General features: G+C 45.1%; 14 protein-coding genes. 3 read left to right on the top strand and 11 right to left on the bottom strand.

All coding sequences use genetic code 11. From position 1 onward, the window contains the following. The first annotated feature begins 33 nt into the window (after nt 1-33). Entirely contained in the window at nt 34-2,382 is a 2,349-nt protein-coding gene (locus CDZ87_RS03235) for a PilZ domain-containing protein (RefSeq protein WP_100752145.1), read from the top strand. 35 nt (nt 2,383-2,417) lie between these two features. Here the strand turns inward: CDZ87_RS03235 and serB are convergent, their stop codons facing one another. Further along, on the bottom strand, nt 2,418-3,398 hold the full coding sequence (gene serB, locus CDZ87_RS03230) for a phosphoserine phosphatase (protein WP_100752144.1): 981 nt from the start codon (nt 3,396-3,398) through the stop codon (nt 2,418-2,420). Between the two features lie 105 nt (nt 3,399-3,503). On the opposite strand from serB, the gene CDZ87_RS03225 reads away from it, so the two are divergent. Next, complete coding sequence (locus tag CDZ87_RS03225) at nt 3,504-4,124, top strand: YtjB family periplasmic protein (protein ID WP_100752143.1); 621 nt, start codon at nt 3,504-3,506, stop codon at nt 4,122-4,124. Between the two features lie 176 nt (nt 4,125-4,300). On the opposite strand, the gene deoD is transcribed toward CDZ87_RS03225, so the two are convergent. From deoD to CDZ87_RS03180, 10 genes are all read right to left on the bottom strand, one after another. Then, nucleotides 4,301-5,020, bottom strand: coding sequence for a purine-nucleoside phosphorylase (gene deoD, locus CDZ87_RS03220; RefSeq protein WP_038174087.1), 720 nt, complete (start codon nt 5,018-5,020; stop codon nt 4,301-4,303). A gap of 70 nt (nt 5,021-5,090) precedes the next feature. Further along, the gene (locus CDZ87_RS03215) at nt 5,091-6,311 is read right to left on the bottom strand and encodes a phosphopentomutase (protein WP_100752142.1); all 1,221 of its coding nucleotides are present in this window, start codon (nt 6,309-6,311) and stop codon (nt 5,091-5,093) included. Nucleotides 6,312-6,499: 188 nt separating this feature from the next. Then, a complete protein-coding gene (gene deoA / locus CDZ87_RS03210; protein ID WP_100752141.1) occupies nt 6,500-7,828 on the bottom strand; it encodes a thymidine phosphorylase in 1,329 nt (442 codons plus the stop codon). 141 nt (nt 7,829-7,969) lie between these two features. Beyond that, entirely contained in the window at nt 7,970-8,746 is a 777-nt protein-coding gene (gene deoC / locus CDZ87_RS03205; protein ID WP_100752140.1) for a deoxyribose-phosphate aldolase, read from the bottom strand. A gap of 255 nt (nt 8,747-9,001) precedes the next feature. Then, entirely contained in the window at nt 9,002-9,172 is a 171-nt protein-coding gene (locus CDZ87_RS03200) for a XapX domain-containing protein (RefSeq protein WP_100752139.1), read from the bottom strand. 322 nt (nt 9,173-9,494) lie between these two features. After that, the gene (locus tag CDZ87_RS03195; RefSeq protein ID WP_100752138.1) at nt 9,495-10,754 is read right to left on the bottom strand and encodes a NupC/NupG family nucleoside CNT transporter; all 1,260 of its coding nucleotides are present in this window, start codon (nt 10,752-10,754) and stop codon (nt 9,495-9,497) included. A 204-nt stretch (nt 10,755-10,958) separates the two neighbouring features. Next, nucleotides 10,959-11,726, bottom strand: a complete 768-nt coding sequence (locus CDZ87_RS03190; protein WP_100752137.1) for a TatD family hydrolase — start codon at nt 11,724-11,726, stop codon at nt 10,959-10,961. Between the two features lie 5 nt (nt 11,727-11,731). Next, the gene (locus tag CDZ87_RS17220) at nt 11,732-11,872 is read right to left on the bottom strand and encodes a DUF5363 family protein (protein WP_216639374.1); all 141 of its coding nucleotides are present in this window, start codon (nt 11,870-11,872) and stop codon (nt 11,732-11,734) included. A gap of 19 nt (nt 11,873-11,891) precedes the next feature. Further along, a complete protein-coding gene (gene yaaA, locus CDZ87_RS03185) occupies nt 11,892-12,668 on the bottom strand; it encodes a peroxide stress protein YaaA (RefSeq protein ID WP_100752136.1) in 777 nt (258 codons plus the stop codon). Nucleotides 12,669-12,889: 221 nt separating this feature from the next. After that, complete coding sequence (locus tag CDZ87_RS03180; RefSeq protein WP_100752135.1) at nt 12,890-14,320, bottom strand: alanine/glycine:cation symporter family protein; 1,431 nt, start codon at nt 14,318-14,320, stop codon at nt 12,890-12,892. Between the two features lie 705 nt (nt 14,321-15,025). On the opposite strand from CDZ87_RS03180, the gene CDZ87_RS03175 reads away from it, so the two are divergent. Continuing rightward, the gene (locus tag CDZ87_RS03175; protein ID WP_100752134.1) at nt 15,026-15,208 is read left to right on the top strand and encodes a DUF3545 family protein; all 183 of its coding nucleotides are present in this window, start codon (nt 15,026-15,028) and stop codon (nt 15,206-15,208) included. The last annotated feature ends 44 nt before the right edge of the window (nt 15,209-15,252 follow it).

Raw genomic sequence — 15,252 nt, 5'->3', positions numbered from 1 at the left:
TATGTTGGGTAAGGGACACTCTAACAAAAAAATATGCAGCAACCAGAAATTCTCTCACTGGCTGAGCGGCTAATCCCCGTTTACCATTCGCAAGATTTTGAATTCCTCCTTGGTCAAATGACTGAGGACGATCCGCCGTCGGTCAAGATATTGGTTAAGATGGAACTTAACCGTGTTATGGCACCATGCACAAAACCCATCGACTTACGTGGTCGAGTAAAGGGCGAATGTCGCGAGTATGAGCTCGATGGCCTCAAGCATTGGCTAGATGATGTCGCCTTTAATGCTTACCATAAAAATACTCGTAAGTTCGGTGGTTATACGGAAGGGGTGTGGGAAGCTCTGTCTAACACTCACAATAACTTTCGTGTCATGCAGCAACGTGGCCGACCTATCGATAATGACGCAAACCCTAACATTGAAGGTGGGATCAACGTTGAGGCGATTAACCTTGGCTATGACCTTAAGCGGCGTGAAAACCGCCTCAAGCTGTCGTCTCAAATTGAGTTAAAACTAGACAAGGGTCAAGTTATTCATGGCGTAACGGTTGATCTATCACCGTCTGGCGCAAGATTTAAAGTCCCCTCTGCGTTTGACTATAAACTCGGTGAAGAGATCAGCGTAAAACTGGTTGAATTAAGTCAAAAAATCGACGTCGAGGGAATCGAAAAAGCGATTCCTTATCGAATTGTCGGTATTGATGAATCTTACGAAAATGATGCGGTTAAATTTTTACGCCTACTGAAACTTGATACCAGTAAGATTATAGAGTCGGTGATTGCTGATGTACTCAACAGTGATAACCAAAAAGCACGTCACGACAATCAAGATAAAGTCATTAGAGCCCGTTCACGAGGTTTTGAGCACACCTACCTTAAGCACACCTGTAACTTACCGGTGTTTTTTAGTGGCAATGAGTTAAAACTCACCTTGATGACGGAAAACAATCTTCCTATTTGGCAATACTGGCACGATGAAAGAAACCAGCAAAACCTGAGTAATCTTTTCAATCCACAACGTATGTCACATCTCACTGCTTCAGGCTTACGTGGCAGCAGTAATGTTATCTACTCCTTTACCCATGAACATAAAGAGAAAAAACTGTTCTTTTCGATGATGATGCCAGAGGCGAATCGAGAACAAAGGCAGTTATTTTGGCATATTGGGGCCAAAAAAGAGAGTTGGAAAGCCTTTCGTTTATCAGTATTTGAGTTGTCCGATGAAGAGCGTAGCGCGCTCGCCGAACACTCAAACGAGTTGGGTTTAGAGACGAACAGTTTGACCCATTGTGGGATACTGCAAGAGATTGCCGATCACACCAGTCGAGATGATTACCTGCTGACCGACAAACCGCGCCTCGCGAGTAGTGAGCTTAATCGCTTCCGCCACGCACGTAATCCAGAGAGTAACCCAGCTTGCATCTACTTCGATGCTCAATCTCGACGTAAAGAGCTAAGATATGAATTTAAATCTCCGGTGGCGCTGTCAATGCTTGATGGCTCAGTTTACGAAGGCACCAGTATTGATATATCGAAACATGGCATCAGCCTGGCCTTGAATACCCCTAGCCCACTCAAGGCGGGAGAAAGTTGTAGCATCAACTTTAAAGAGTTACAACTTTACGATAAAAAACTACCACTTAACCAAGTTCCTTACACGGTTATTCGCATCAGCCCAAGTGGTAAACAGTTGCAGCTCGCGATTACCGAAGACAGTCAGGTTATGCGTACGATTGCGTTTTTCGGTAAGTTAATCGATCACAACCAAGAAAAACTGGTTGCCAAGAAAGAATTACTGCCAAGTAATGAATTACTAGAAGGGTTGCATGATATCTTACTCGACAAAATGGTCAGCTCACCACTTTATGTCGAGAAAAAAATGGGCGGTTTGCACCCCAAAGCAATCGGGGTTAATTATCCGCTAAAGCCTTATTTAGCCATTTTAGCCAAACTGGGCAAAAACAAAACCTTTTCACTGGCTCCAATCTACAAAGGGCGCACCAATACCCTGCTAGCACAACCGATGAAACATATCCAAGGTTCGGTACCTCAATACCATGAACTCTACCTTACCGCCGTAAAGTTTGGCTCTCGCATTCAGTCAATAGAAACCAAACTGAGTAACGAGTTTGAAACGTTAAAACAACGCTTAGTGTTCGTTAAAAAAGCGCAAAGCATCGGTGAGTTTTATGCCATACGTATTTGTGGTGCGCCGGTCTTTGACCCCATCACAGCGCTAGTGCGCAAAGATCTCAATGAGCTCACTCAGATCAGTCTACATCAGGCACGGAGTCTCGAAAAAGAACTGATGAGTATTGTCGGCTACGGCGAACTGACCGACATCACAGAAGAAGTGTTGATACGTTTAGAGCTAACACAATAAGTAAAGCGAGGCAATCGCCTCGCTTTTGATTGTTTTTAGGCTTGTGTCTGATAGCTGACGCGTTTTTGCTTAACCAGTAGCGCCGATAGGATACACACTATACCACCTAAACCAGCATACCTAACCGCGCTTTGCGCCTCACGCTCAACTTTAGATTTAGCATGATAGGCAATGCCTAGGCCGGAGGTCTTCATCATCAGCAAATCATTCGCGCCATCCCCTACTGCAACGGTATTGTGCAGTTCAATATCGTACTGCTCAGCCAGTTGAACAAGAATGTCTGCTTTGGTTTGCGCGCTCACTACATCACCTAGTACTTGACCGGTTAATTTACCGTCAACAATCTCCAGTTGGTTTGACTGGGCATGATCTAAATCCAGTAACTGCTGCAGGTGATCTGAAAAATAGGTAAAACCGCCCGAGGCAATGGCCGCCTTCCAACCGAAATGGTGCAATGTCGCAATCAGCTCAGGTAACTCCGGCATTAAGGGTAATGTTGAACAAACCGTTTCCAGTATCGACTCGTCAGCGCCGGCCAACTTTGCCACGCGCTGACGCAAGCTTTGCTCAAAATCAAGCTCACCTTGCATGGCTCGTTCGGTCACTTGTGCGACCTCTTCACCGACGCCAGCCAATTTGGCGATTTCATCAATGCATTCGATCTGAATCGCTGTCGAATCCATATCAAGTACAATCAGCCCTGGCTTTGACAGCTCCGGGATATCATACAAAGTCGAATAATCAAGTCCTAGAGCTTGCAAGATCTCTTCATGCTGATCCGTCAACTCACCAGCCATAAGCGCAACTTCATATTTGCCCACTTTCCAGACATCGACCACTGGGTTGTAACAACCGACGTAAAAGTCGATATCTTCAAATTTACTCGGGCAGAGGTAATCACCAAAAACCACCCAACCTGCCTTGGCTTTATCAAACTGTGTGGCAAAGCGGGTTTCTGGCAAGCGGTTGATAAGCGGGATGTGTTTACGTATAGAGAGTGTCTTCAACGTGTCCATGTTTACCATTCCTATAAAATATCTCAACACGTTAACCTATTGCAATTTAAATGCGCAAGTCTCAATATGCACTTAAGTATAATTAAACTCTATATTAGGTGAAAAGTGGACTCATCCTTGTTTTCATTTCGGATCGCCATAAAAATGTTGAGCACACTCTCGTTGATCGCTATGGTGGTCACGATTGCCATTAACAGCGTTAAAATCAGTCAAGGCAACGAGCAGATCCAAGCTAATCAGTTAGAGACTCTAACCCACATTCTTATCTCACAAGCCTCTCTATCTGCTAACGATAAAATCGTCGAACAAGATCAAGAAAAATTGCTTAAATTGGCCAATCAATTAGCGCAAGATGATTTGGTTGTTGATGCCACCATCTATGATGCTGAAGGGGTAAAACTGGCCGCAAGTGACAACGCGAAGTCAGTACGCGAGATGCTCGGTTTAGATACTCCGCTACAAACCGCGCGTATCGGCAAACAGCAGCTCATAGAGCCCGTCATTCGTGACAAAAATGTGATTGGTTTTGTGCGTGTCACTTTTGAAACGGGTAAGCTGACGGCATTTTCTGATCATTATTACCGTAAAAGCGATCGCTATATGTATACCATGGTCGGACTGAGTTTTATCGCCGGAATGTTAATTGTCTTAATCTTCCGTCGTAAGCCAAACAAACGCAAAGGCGACAACCTGCTGCTGAAAGATATGCAGCAGGAAACAAGATAAATTTAAGGGTTGACACTAAGTGTCAACCCTCTTCTTTTCAATCTAGATAATTGAGCAATAACAAATACCACCGCTGCTGGCAACGTTCGATTTGCTAATAATCCCAACCGTTCTAGAAGGACGAAGTCCGTTCCCGAGCCTCGCAGGGCGAAACCCGATCTCGGAGCGAAGCGTTGTTACTCGGCATCACCAAGAAGAACTGAGTCTAACGCAATGATCATCATATCGTTAAAGGTAGTTTGACGCTCATCCGACGTAGTTTGCTCACCCGTCTTGATATGATCAGACACCGTACAGATAGTCAGCGCTTTCGCACCATATTCGGCACATACACCATAAATACCAGCCGCTTCCATTTCAACACCGACGATGCCGTACTTGTCCATAACATCAAACATTTCTGGATCTGGCGTGTAGAACAGCTCAGCAGAGAATAAGTTACCCACTTTTACCTCAATGCCGCGCGCTTTGGCCGCATCTTCTGCAGCGCGAACCATTTTATAGTCAGCAATTGCCGCAAAATCATGATCTTTAAAGCGAATACGATTCACTTTCGAGTCAGTACATGCGCCCATGCCGATCACAACATCGCGAACTTTAATATCTTCACTAACCGCACCACAGCTACCGACACGGATAATTTTCTTAACCCCGAAGTCTTTGATTAGCTCAGTGGCATAAATTGAGCACGATGGAATACCCATACCGTGGCCCATAACAGAAACTTTACGACCTTTATAAGTGCCCGTGAAACCGTACATATTGCGTACGTCACATACCTGTACAACATCTTCTAGGAAAGTTTCTGCAATGTATTTGGCACGTAGGGGGTCGCCTGGCATAAGAACGACATCGGCGAATGCGCCCATTTCTGCATTGATATGTGGAGTTGCCATGATTGAATGTCCTTAGTTAACAATAACAAGAATAATAGAGGGGCAGGCCCTCTATTAATATGGATAGTGATTACAGAAAGTTCTTACCGTAATCCATTGGTGACATGCCGAAGTAACTGGCCAGCGTTTGACCAATATCAGCAAAACTTTCGCGCAAACCCAGTGAACCTGCGGGAACTTTCGGCCCATAGACGAGAACAGGAATGTGCTCGCGAGTATGATCGGTACCTGGCCATGTTGGGTCACAGCCATGGTCAGCGGTCAAGATCAAGACATCGTCTTCTTTCATCATTTCGATGACTTCGTTGATTCGACCATCAAAGTACTCTAGTGCTGCTGCATAGCCTGCAACATCGCGGCGATGGCCGTACGCTGAGTCAAAGTCGACAAAGTTTGTGAAGACAATGGTGTTATCAGCCGCGACTTTGATCGCTTCTTTTGTCGCTTCAAACAGTGCAGGAATACCCGTTGCTTTGGTTTTTTGCGTAATACCGCAGCCAGCATAAATATCGGAAATTTTACCGATTGAGTGAACCTGACCACCCTTCTCATCGACCAGTTTTTGCAACACTGTCGCTGATGGTGGCTCTAGAGAAAGGTCTCGGCGGTTGCCAGTACGCTCAAATTGGCCTTTGCCTGGGCCAATAAATGGACGCGCGATAACACGGCCAATATTGTAATCTTCAAGCTCTTCACGCGCAATTTGGCACAGCTCTAACAAGCGATCGAGGCCAAACGTCTCTTCGTGACAAGCAATTTGAAATACCGAGTCAGCAGAAGTATAGAAAATAGGTTGCCCTGTCTTCATATGCGCTTCACCTAAGTCATCCAGCACTTGTGTACCCGATGCATGGCAGTTGCCAAGGAAGCCATCCAAACCTGCACGCTCTAAAATACGATCGGTCAGCTCTGTAGGGAAGCTGTTCTGTTTATCCGTGAAATACCCCCAATCAAACAATACCGGCACACCCGCAATTTCCCAATGACCAGATGGCGTGTCTTTGCCTGAAGATAACTCAGCCGCATGACCATAGGCACCGATGATCTCTGCGTTAGCGTCTAGACCCGGAGCAAAACGGCCTGTTGACTCTTTGTGCGCCATCGCCAACCCCAATTTAGACAGGTTTGGCAGTGTCAGCGGGCCGCGACGATCAGCATTGTCAGCTAAGCCTTGAGCACACTGTTCAGCGATATGACCGAGAGTGTCTGCTCCAACATCACCAAACTTATCAGCATCAGCGGTTTCACCGATACCAAATGAATCTAGTACTAAAATAAATGCTCTTTTCATTGCTCTCTTCCTTTAACTGGTCGAGAGCAAATGCTCAATCGACCAATCTTGTTAATATTATGTTACCCCTTAAATAATTAAAGTTATAGCTAGGCGACAAGCTCATTCAACCCTATGAGCATAGAGGCTCTATGTAATTAGGGTGAATTTTCGCCGTCAACAACGCTGCAACTTCAAGTATGACGGGGTTAAATGTCTTCAGGGCGAATCTGACGATAAATCTCTGGCGTCGGCGTGTATTCACCACCAACGGTGATCGCTTGTTTCAATGCATCCGCAGCTTCTTGCCACTGCGCTTCATTGCGAGCATGAATGACCGCCAAAGGCTTATCACTTGACGCTTGTTCACCAAGGCGAATGAAGTGGTCAAAACCCACCGCATAATCAATCGTATCGGTTGCCACGCGGCGACCACCACCCATTCCGACGACGGCCATACCAATAGCGCGCGTATCCATCGCCGAAACGACGCCCGACTCATCCGCATAAACAGGTTTGATGATGTCTGCTTTACCAAGGTAGTTATCGTAGTTCTCAACGAAATCTGCCGGGCCACCTAAGCCTGCGACCATTTTACCAAAGCACTCGGCTGCTTTACCGTTGTCCAGCACTTGCATCAATTTTGCACGCGCGTCTTCGGTGTTATCAGCCAGCTTGCCAAGCACTAACATCTCTGCACATGACGCCATGGTCACTTCAAGCAAACGTGGGTTACGGTATTCACCGGTAAGGAATCGTACCGCTTCACGCACTTCAACCGCGTTACCTGCTGAAGATGCAAGAACTTGGTTCATATCCGTCAAGATTGCAGTGGTCTTAGTACCCGCACCATTAGCCACGGCGACAATTGATTTGGCAAGTTCTTCAGACGCCTCATACGTTGGCATAAATGCGCCAGAACCGACTTTGACATCCATCACCAACGACTCAAGACCCGCCGCTAGTTTCTTAGACAGAATTGACGCAGTAATCAGTGAGATGTTGTCGACTGTCGCAGTAATATCACGTGTTGCGTAAACACGCTTATCTGCCGGGGCAAGATCGCCCGTTTGGCCGATGATAGCCACACCGGCGTCTTTAGTCACATCACCAAACACTTCATTGGTTGGAGTAATGTTGTAGCCTGGAATAGACTCAAGTTTATCAAGTGTACCGCCAGTGTGACCAAGGCCACGACCCGAGATCATGGGTACAAAACCACCACATGCGGCCACCATAGGGCCAAGCATCAGTGACGTTACGTCACCGACACCACCGGTTGAGTGTTTATCAACGATTGGACCACCGAAGTTCTTGTGGCTCCAATCAATCACCATGCCTGAATCACGCATTGCACACGTTAAAGCAATACGTTCAGGCATGGTCATTTCATTAAAAAATATCGTCATGGCAAACGCTGCAATCTGACCTTCAGAGACGCTATTATTTGCCACACCTTGAATAAAGAAGTTAATTTCGTCGGCAGTGAGAACTTCGCCGTCTCGTTTTTTACGGATGATTTCTTGAGGTAGATACATTAGATCCTCCCACGCTAAAGAAAGCGATGGTTGTCGATTAAGAGGTAGGGTGGAACGACAAAATGCCGCCCCACCAAACAGACTTTATTTTCATCAATTCTCTAAATATTTGTCGCTGCGGCGTCAAATATGACGAGAAAATTAGTAAGCTGCTGGATCAGCAGTCTCGTCTGTGACTTCTAATGTATTAAGTAGGTTCGTTAGTAGGCTTGACGCTCCAAAACGGTAATGACGAGCATCCACCCAGTTGTCACCTAGGATCTCATCTGCCATTGCCAAATACGCTTGTGCATCTTCAGCCGTACGAACGCCACCAGCAGGTTTGAAACCCACACTTTCGGCAACGCCCATGTCACGAATCACTTCTAGCATCATGCGCGCGTATTCTGGAGTTGCGTTTACTGGCACTTTACCTGTTGAGGTTTTGATGAAGTCGGCACCCGCTTTGATACAGATTTCAGAAGCCTTTTTGATCAGCGCTTCTTCTTTGAGCTCACCGGTTTCGATGATCACTTTAAGCAAAATGTCTCCGCAAGCCGCTTTACATTGCTTAACAAGCTCGAAACCCACTTCCTCGTTACCTGCCATCAGCGCACGGTATGGGAATACCACGTCGACTTCATCGGCACCGTACGCCACTGCTGCTTTTGTTTCAGCCACGGCGATGTCAATATCGTCATTTCCATGTGGGAAGTTAGTGACCGTCGCAATACGAATCTCTGGTGTGCCTTGCTCACGAAGTGTTTTCTTCGCAATCGGAATAAAACGAGGGTATATACAGATTGCAGCTGTGTTACCTACTGCTGATTTAGCGTCATGACAAAGTGATATAACTTTCGCATCAGTGTCATCATCATTCAGCGTGGTTAAGTCCATAAGTTTGAGTGCACGTAGTGCTGCTGCTTTTAAATCGCTCATTTCTATCTCCGATCAATATTCAAAAAGTGACAGTTCTAAATACATTTTAGAACTGCAGTCATTTATGAACGGACTTGGTTCCTTGAAGACTCGACATAGTCAGCGAAACTATGCCAATTGCTATCCCTGTCACCGCACAGTACCAGTTTGGTCTATGGCACAACAATCTGCGATTGCGGTGTATAACGTCTATGGGCTCAGCCCAAGCAACTCATGTTGCCGCTATCAATAATCATACTCCTGTATCGATTATCTCTAGCTAAAAAAATTATCAATGATCCATTGATAAGTTAGGCCACCTAAGTAAACCCCTACAATGCCCATAATGCCCGACAAAACAGGCGGGGCTGGTATAGGTAACTTAAGCGCCGAAAACAGGACTCCAACAACAAAACCCGCCAAGGTTGCGAGGATAACTTCATTCATGAGTTTTACCCTACTTTCTATAGTTAACTACATTATAGATATTTATCGCGGAACTGTAGTCACTCATAGAGCGCAAACGGTTTGTATCTCAAAAAAGATTCAGCTTAACGTTTACTCAATCTTATCGATCTCCTAACGTTGCGAACCTATTGCCTAAATCTAATTAGGCAGATCTCTTTCTAAGTATTTTGCTCGCTAACAAAACAAAAAAATATTCACCGTTAGCGGGCAAATGCGACGAAAGAAAACAAAAAAACCCGTAGCACACAGTGTGTGGCTACGGGTTTTTTAAAATGGCGTCTATATAATCTTTCTTACTTAATTAGAAAGATAGGAAGAAGCCAGCGATTGTCGCTGCCATCAAGTTAGATAGTGTACCAGCACAAACCGCTTTAACACCCATACGAGCGATATCGTGACGACGGTTTGGCGCTAGACCACCTAGACCACCGAGTAGAATCGCTACAGAAGAAAGGTTGGCGAAACCACATAGTGCGAATGAAATAATGGCTTGTGTTTTCTCAGACATTACAGCGCCTGTCGAAGCAACTATTTGCGCGTTCTCACCAACGTAAGGAACGAAGTTTAAGTAAGCTACGAATTCGTTCACAACCAATTTTTGACCGATAAATGAACCGGCAACAACTGATTCTTCCCATGGAACACCGATAAAGAATGCTAGAGGTGCGAACAGATAACCTAGAAGCAATTCAAGTGTTAGCTCTGGCATACCGAACCAACCACCAATACCACCAAGCATACCGTTAATTAAGGCAATCAAACCAACAAAGGCAAGAAGCATCGCACCAACGTTTAGTGCCAGTTGCAAGCCTACTGAGGCGCCACCTGCGGCTGCATCGATAACGTTAGCCGGTTTATCATCACCGTCCATATCCTTGCCTAGATTCTCATCTGGCGTATCCGTTTCAGGTTTGATGATTTTAGCAAACAATAGTCCACCAGGTGCTGCCATGAATGACGCTGCAACAAGGTACTCTAGAGGAACGCCCATAGACGCGTAACCTGCTAGTACGCCACCAGCAACAGACGCTAGACCACCACACATTACGGCAAATAGCTCAGATTGAGTCATTTTAGGTACAAACGGACGAACCACGAGTGGCGCTTCTGTTTGACCAACAAAAATGTTCGCGGCTGCAGACAAAGACTCGGCGCGTGAAGTACCTAGTGCTTTTTGTAGACTACCACCAAGAATCTTGATAACCCATTGCATAACACCAATGTAGTAAAGTACAGAGATAAGTGCAGAGAAGAAGATTAGTGTTGGGAGTACTTGGAATGCAAAGATGAAACCGATACCGTCAACTGAGAAGTTAACAAGGTTACCGAATAGGAAACCAGTACCGTCTTTTCCGTAATCGATGACGTTCTGTACACCAGCTGAGAAGCCAGCCAGTAGGTCGCGACCCCATGGTACGTAAAGAACGAAACCACCGATGATAAATTGGATAGCAAAAGCGCCACCCACAGTTCTTAGATTGATAGCTTTGCGGTTATCAGACAGTAGTAATGCAAGTCCTAGCAATACTGCCATGCCGACTAGGCTCATAAACAGGCTCATAGTTTATGACTTCCTTATAGGTTATTTATTGGCGTGTAACAAAATGGTGCTCATAAGAAGCCGCAATTATACTCATCCGTCCATTGATAAAGTAATGCCGCCTTCACAGTTTCTGATAAGATTCATCATGCATTCACTCGGTTACGTGAATTAAGTCACACTTAGATGTACCTGCATTCATCAAATAAACAATTTATTTAGGATTTATTCGCAAATACCGAACGCCAAATTGCTATTTTCCCAAACGTTCTCAGCAACCGTTTGCTTAGGCATTTCCTTTAATTCCGAGAGGCAGGTTAATATTTGAACTATCATTTTAGGATGATTAGGCTTGCCTTGATGGCCATTCAATGGCATGTCGGGGGAATCGGTCTCTAAAACGATATGCTGTAAGGAAAGCTGAGCGATCGCATCACGAGTTTTCTGCGCACGTGGATACGTGATCACGCCGCCGACGCCAATGAAAAAACCATGCTCAACCCACTGCATTGCTTGTTGGTAACTACCAGAAAAACCGTGCACCACTCCACCTTGATCGAAACGAAGTTGCTTTAACAATTGCAACAATCGTGGCTGACTTTTCCGACAGTGAATCACCAGGGGCAATTGGCTCTGCTGGGCTAAGCGAACTTGAGCAATAAACAGTTTCTCCTGCCACTGCGGGTCGATGTTAATCATAGCGTCTAGGCCACACTCACCTACCGCAACGCATTTGTTATCACGCTCATCAAGCTGCTTTTCAAGTTGTGTGATCGAGGCATCGAGAGTTAAAAAATAGGGGTGAAAACCAAGCGCATAGTAAAGAGAAGAATGTCGACGAGCTAAATCGCGCACTGATTGCCAATTTCCTGATCCAATAGAGGGCAGCATAATCCTCTCAACACCGACGCTATGGGCCTGTTCGAGATGGGCAGTAACATCATCAGCAAAAGGAGCAAAATCAAAATGGCAGTGGGTATCAAAAAGGCGCACTAGGTCTACGCCTCAGAATTATCAGAGTCATGATGAGATGGGTCGCGACGATAAGGCACACAGCGACGCCTATTCTCCGGCGTTAATCCCATCGATAGGCACCAAACGTCGTATCGTGCGATTAAGCGTTTAAGCCAGTTGATCATGATCCCCTTCCTCTCTTTGCTATGACTGCTCTTCGCGCTTAAACACCAATTCAGTCGGTGTTGATTCCTGCTCGGCAAAGTAATACCCGGCCGTATCAAACTGAGTTAAGTCAGCGACACTAGAGATTCTGTTGTCGATAATATAGCGCGCCATCATACCGCGTGCTTTCTTGGCGTAGAAACTGATCACTTTATATTGCCCCTTCTTGCAATCTTTAAATACCGGGGTAATCACTTGCGCATCAAGCGCTTTGGGTTTGACCGCTTTAAAGTACTCATTCGACGCTAAGTTAATCAGTACATTGTCACCTTGCTTGGCAATCGCCTGATTAAGTTTATCGGTGATCACACTGCCCCAAAACTGGTAGAGGTTACTGCCTTTGTCGCTGACTAGTTTAGTTCCCATCTCTAGGCGGTATGGCTGCATAAGATCAAGTGGCCTAAGTAACCCATAGAGACCAGATAGCATCCGCAGGTGATCCTGAGCATAAGCGAAATCGTCTTCCGACAAAGACTCGGCGTCAAGGCCAGTATAAACGTCACCTTTAAATGCCAAGATAGCTTGACGTGCATTGTCTAATGTAAATGTATCACTCCACTCCTGGAAACGACCAACATTGAGATCAGCAATTTTATCACTGACTTTCATCAAACTGGCAACATCAGCAGGTGTTAATTGACGGCAAACTTCAATTAACTGTTGTGAATAGTCAAGCAACTCTGGCTGGGTATACTTCTGCGTTGCGAGTGGTGATTCATAATCTAAGGTTTTCGCTGGTGACACGACAACTAACATGACTTTACTCTATCTATTGTACGTTGAGCTATAGGTTACAAAAAAAGCCATGCAATGTCTGCATGGCTTTTTAAATCGTTTTGATAGGCAAATCTGAAAACCTAAATAATTGGAGTTGCAGCTAGGCGGCATGTCCATTCCGCCCTATGAGCATGTGTCCCTATGTGATTAGGGGAATTGACGCAGGCAACAACGCTACAACTTCAAGTATGACGGTTATATTAGTCTTTTTTGCTCTGATCCCAAATACCTTCTTCGAGCTGAGATTTCAACTCAGGAAAGTCATTCGAATCAAAGGTTGGCAATTTACCTTCATCCAGTTGACGGTTGTAATCTTTTGCCAGTTTAATCACGATACCTGATAGCAGCAAAATCGCCACCAAGTTGACAATCGCCATCAGGCCCATGGAAACATCGGCCAAAGCCCAAACAACAGGCAGTGATGCCATGGCACCAAACATTACCATGCCTAGTACGATAATACGGAAGATACCCAGGCCTGCTTTATGGTTGTGCTCCAAGAAGATCAGGTTGGTTTCTGCGTACGAATAGTTAGCAATAATTGAAGTGAAGGCAAAAAAGAAGATCGCCACGGCAACGAAGATCCCCCCCCAATCACCGACTTGCGAACTTAATGCCGCTTGAGTCAATTCGATACCAGTGATTTCACCGTGCGGTACATACTCACCCGACATCAAGATAATGGCCACCGTTGAAGAGCAGATAACCATAGTGTCCATGAAGACACCAAGCATCTGTACGTAACCTTGTGAAGCAGGGTGTGGCGGGTAAGGCGTTGCCGATGCCGCCGCATTCGGTGCCGAACCCATACCCGCTTCATTCGAAAATAGACCACGTTTGATACCATTGATCATCGCTTGAGCAATCGCGTAGCCCAGACCACCAGCTGCGGCTTCTTGCAAGCCAAAGGCACTCTTAAAGATAAGCGTTAATACTGCAGGTAACTTCTCAAAGTTAGTGACCATGATAAACATCGCCAGCAGCAGATAGGCAAGCGCCATAATAGGTACGATTAGCTCTGCAACGCGTGCAATGCGTTTAATGCCACCAAAAATAACCACAGAAGAAAGTAGAACAACGACAACACCTACATAGGCATTATCCCAGCCAAATGCATTGTGCATCGCGTTGGCAATCGAGTTCGCTTGTACCGCATTGAACACTAGACCAAAGGCAATAATAAGGAATACTGAGAACAATACGCCCATCCAGCGCATACCTAGGCCTTTTTCCATGTAGTAAGCAGGGCCGCCACGGTAGTTGCCATCGTCGTCTTTGGTTTTATAGAGTTGTGCTAGTGTGCTCTCGGCAAACGATGTTGCCATACCGAGCATTGCAATTAGCCACATCCAAAAAATAGCGCCTGGTCCACCAGCGGTGAGCGCAACAGCAACACCAGCCATGTTACCAGTACCAACACGAGCAGCTAGACTAGTACAAAGTGCTTGGAAAGATGAGATACCCGCTTTGTCTGCTTTACGACTGTTCTTCAATACTGAAAACATATGGCCGAAGTGGCGGAATTGGATAAAACCTAAACGGACCGTAAAGTAAACCCCAACACCGACGAGTAGATAAACAAGAATCGACCCCCAAAGTAGGTCATTCATTAAGTTAATTAAATCTGTCATAACATCCTCATAGTGAGTTATCGCTGACCTTTGCTTCCTAGCCATCCATCTAACTGCCCAACAAGTGTCAATCGTTCATATCATGTTGGTGTCATTGTGTATGCAGTTTAGATCTGTAAAACTCGCTTCATGCTTCCATTTTACGTATCAACATTTTTTGACGGGCGGATAATGCAGCGAAGAACAAGAAAAATCAATATGAATCAATCTTCATTTAATTGTTATTTTTCACTATATAATCACCATCAATTAACACAAGACAACACAAGAAACCAACAAACAATCAATGTCACGACAATAACCCCACAACATTTCACAATAAACGAAACATAGCACCCTAGTCTCTTACATTCGGTTACGAAACCTTAGCCACCAAGGTCTAACATCGTACGGTAAAATAAGTGTACTCTGTATCAGCGCGTAAACGATTATCGCAATAACCTCCCAGTTGCATACTAGCCCAGTTACTCACCCAACGAGTACCTCATTAACAATTCGGCACCGCTAATTTAATCGTTTACTTAAAGCTAAACGAACAGAAATTCACCAGACTTCTGTCAGTTTTTTGTGAATCCCTCGCACAATCTCAGTAAAAACTTCATTGAAACGTAACAAATGAGAAACTAATCAAGGTTAAATTTCTTATTTATATGGTATTAAAAAAATTCCTCATCAAGAGGGATAGACATAGAAAAGAGGTCGCTTATGGAAGGCTTAAACTTTGAAGAAATTTTTGAACTGGATTTTCCTAAAGGAAGAGGAAGTCGCTCAAAACCGATGAAGCGAAAATGGCGTGAAATAGAGGCAATCAAAGACCGCCAACGTCTGCAAAAAGAACTGATGGACATGGATATTGGTTACGACGACTTAAACAAGGTCGAGTTTTAGAAGAAAGAGGCGTTTTCGCCTCTTTTTTATCGAACAATAACGCA

It is taken from the genome of Vibrio salilacus (assembly GCF_002811245.1).
In the GTDB taxonomy this organism is placed as follows: Bacteria; Pseudomonadota; Gammaproteobacteria; order Enterobacterales; family Vibrionaceae; genus Vibrio; species Vibrio salilacus.
Note: the sequence above shows the minus strand (reverse complement) of the source record. Positions and strands in the feature narration are given on the sequence as shown.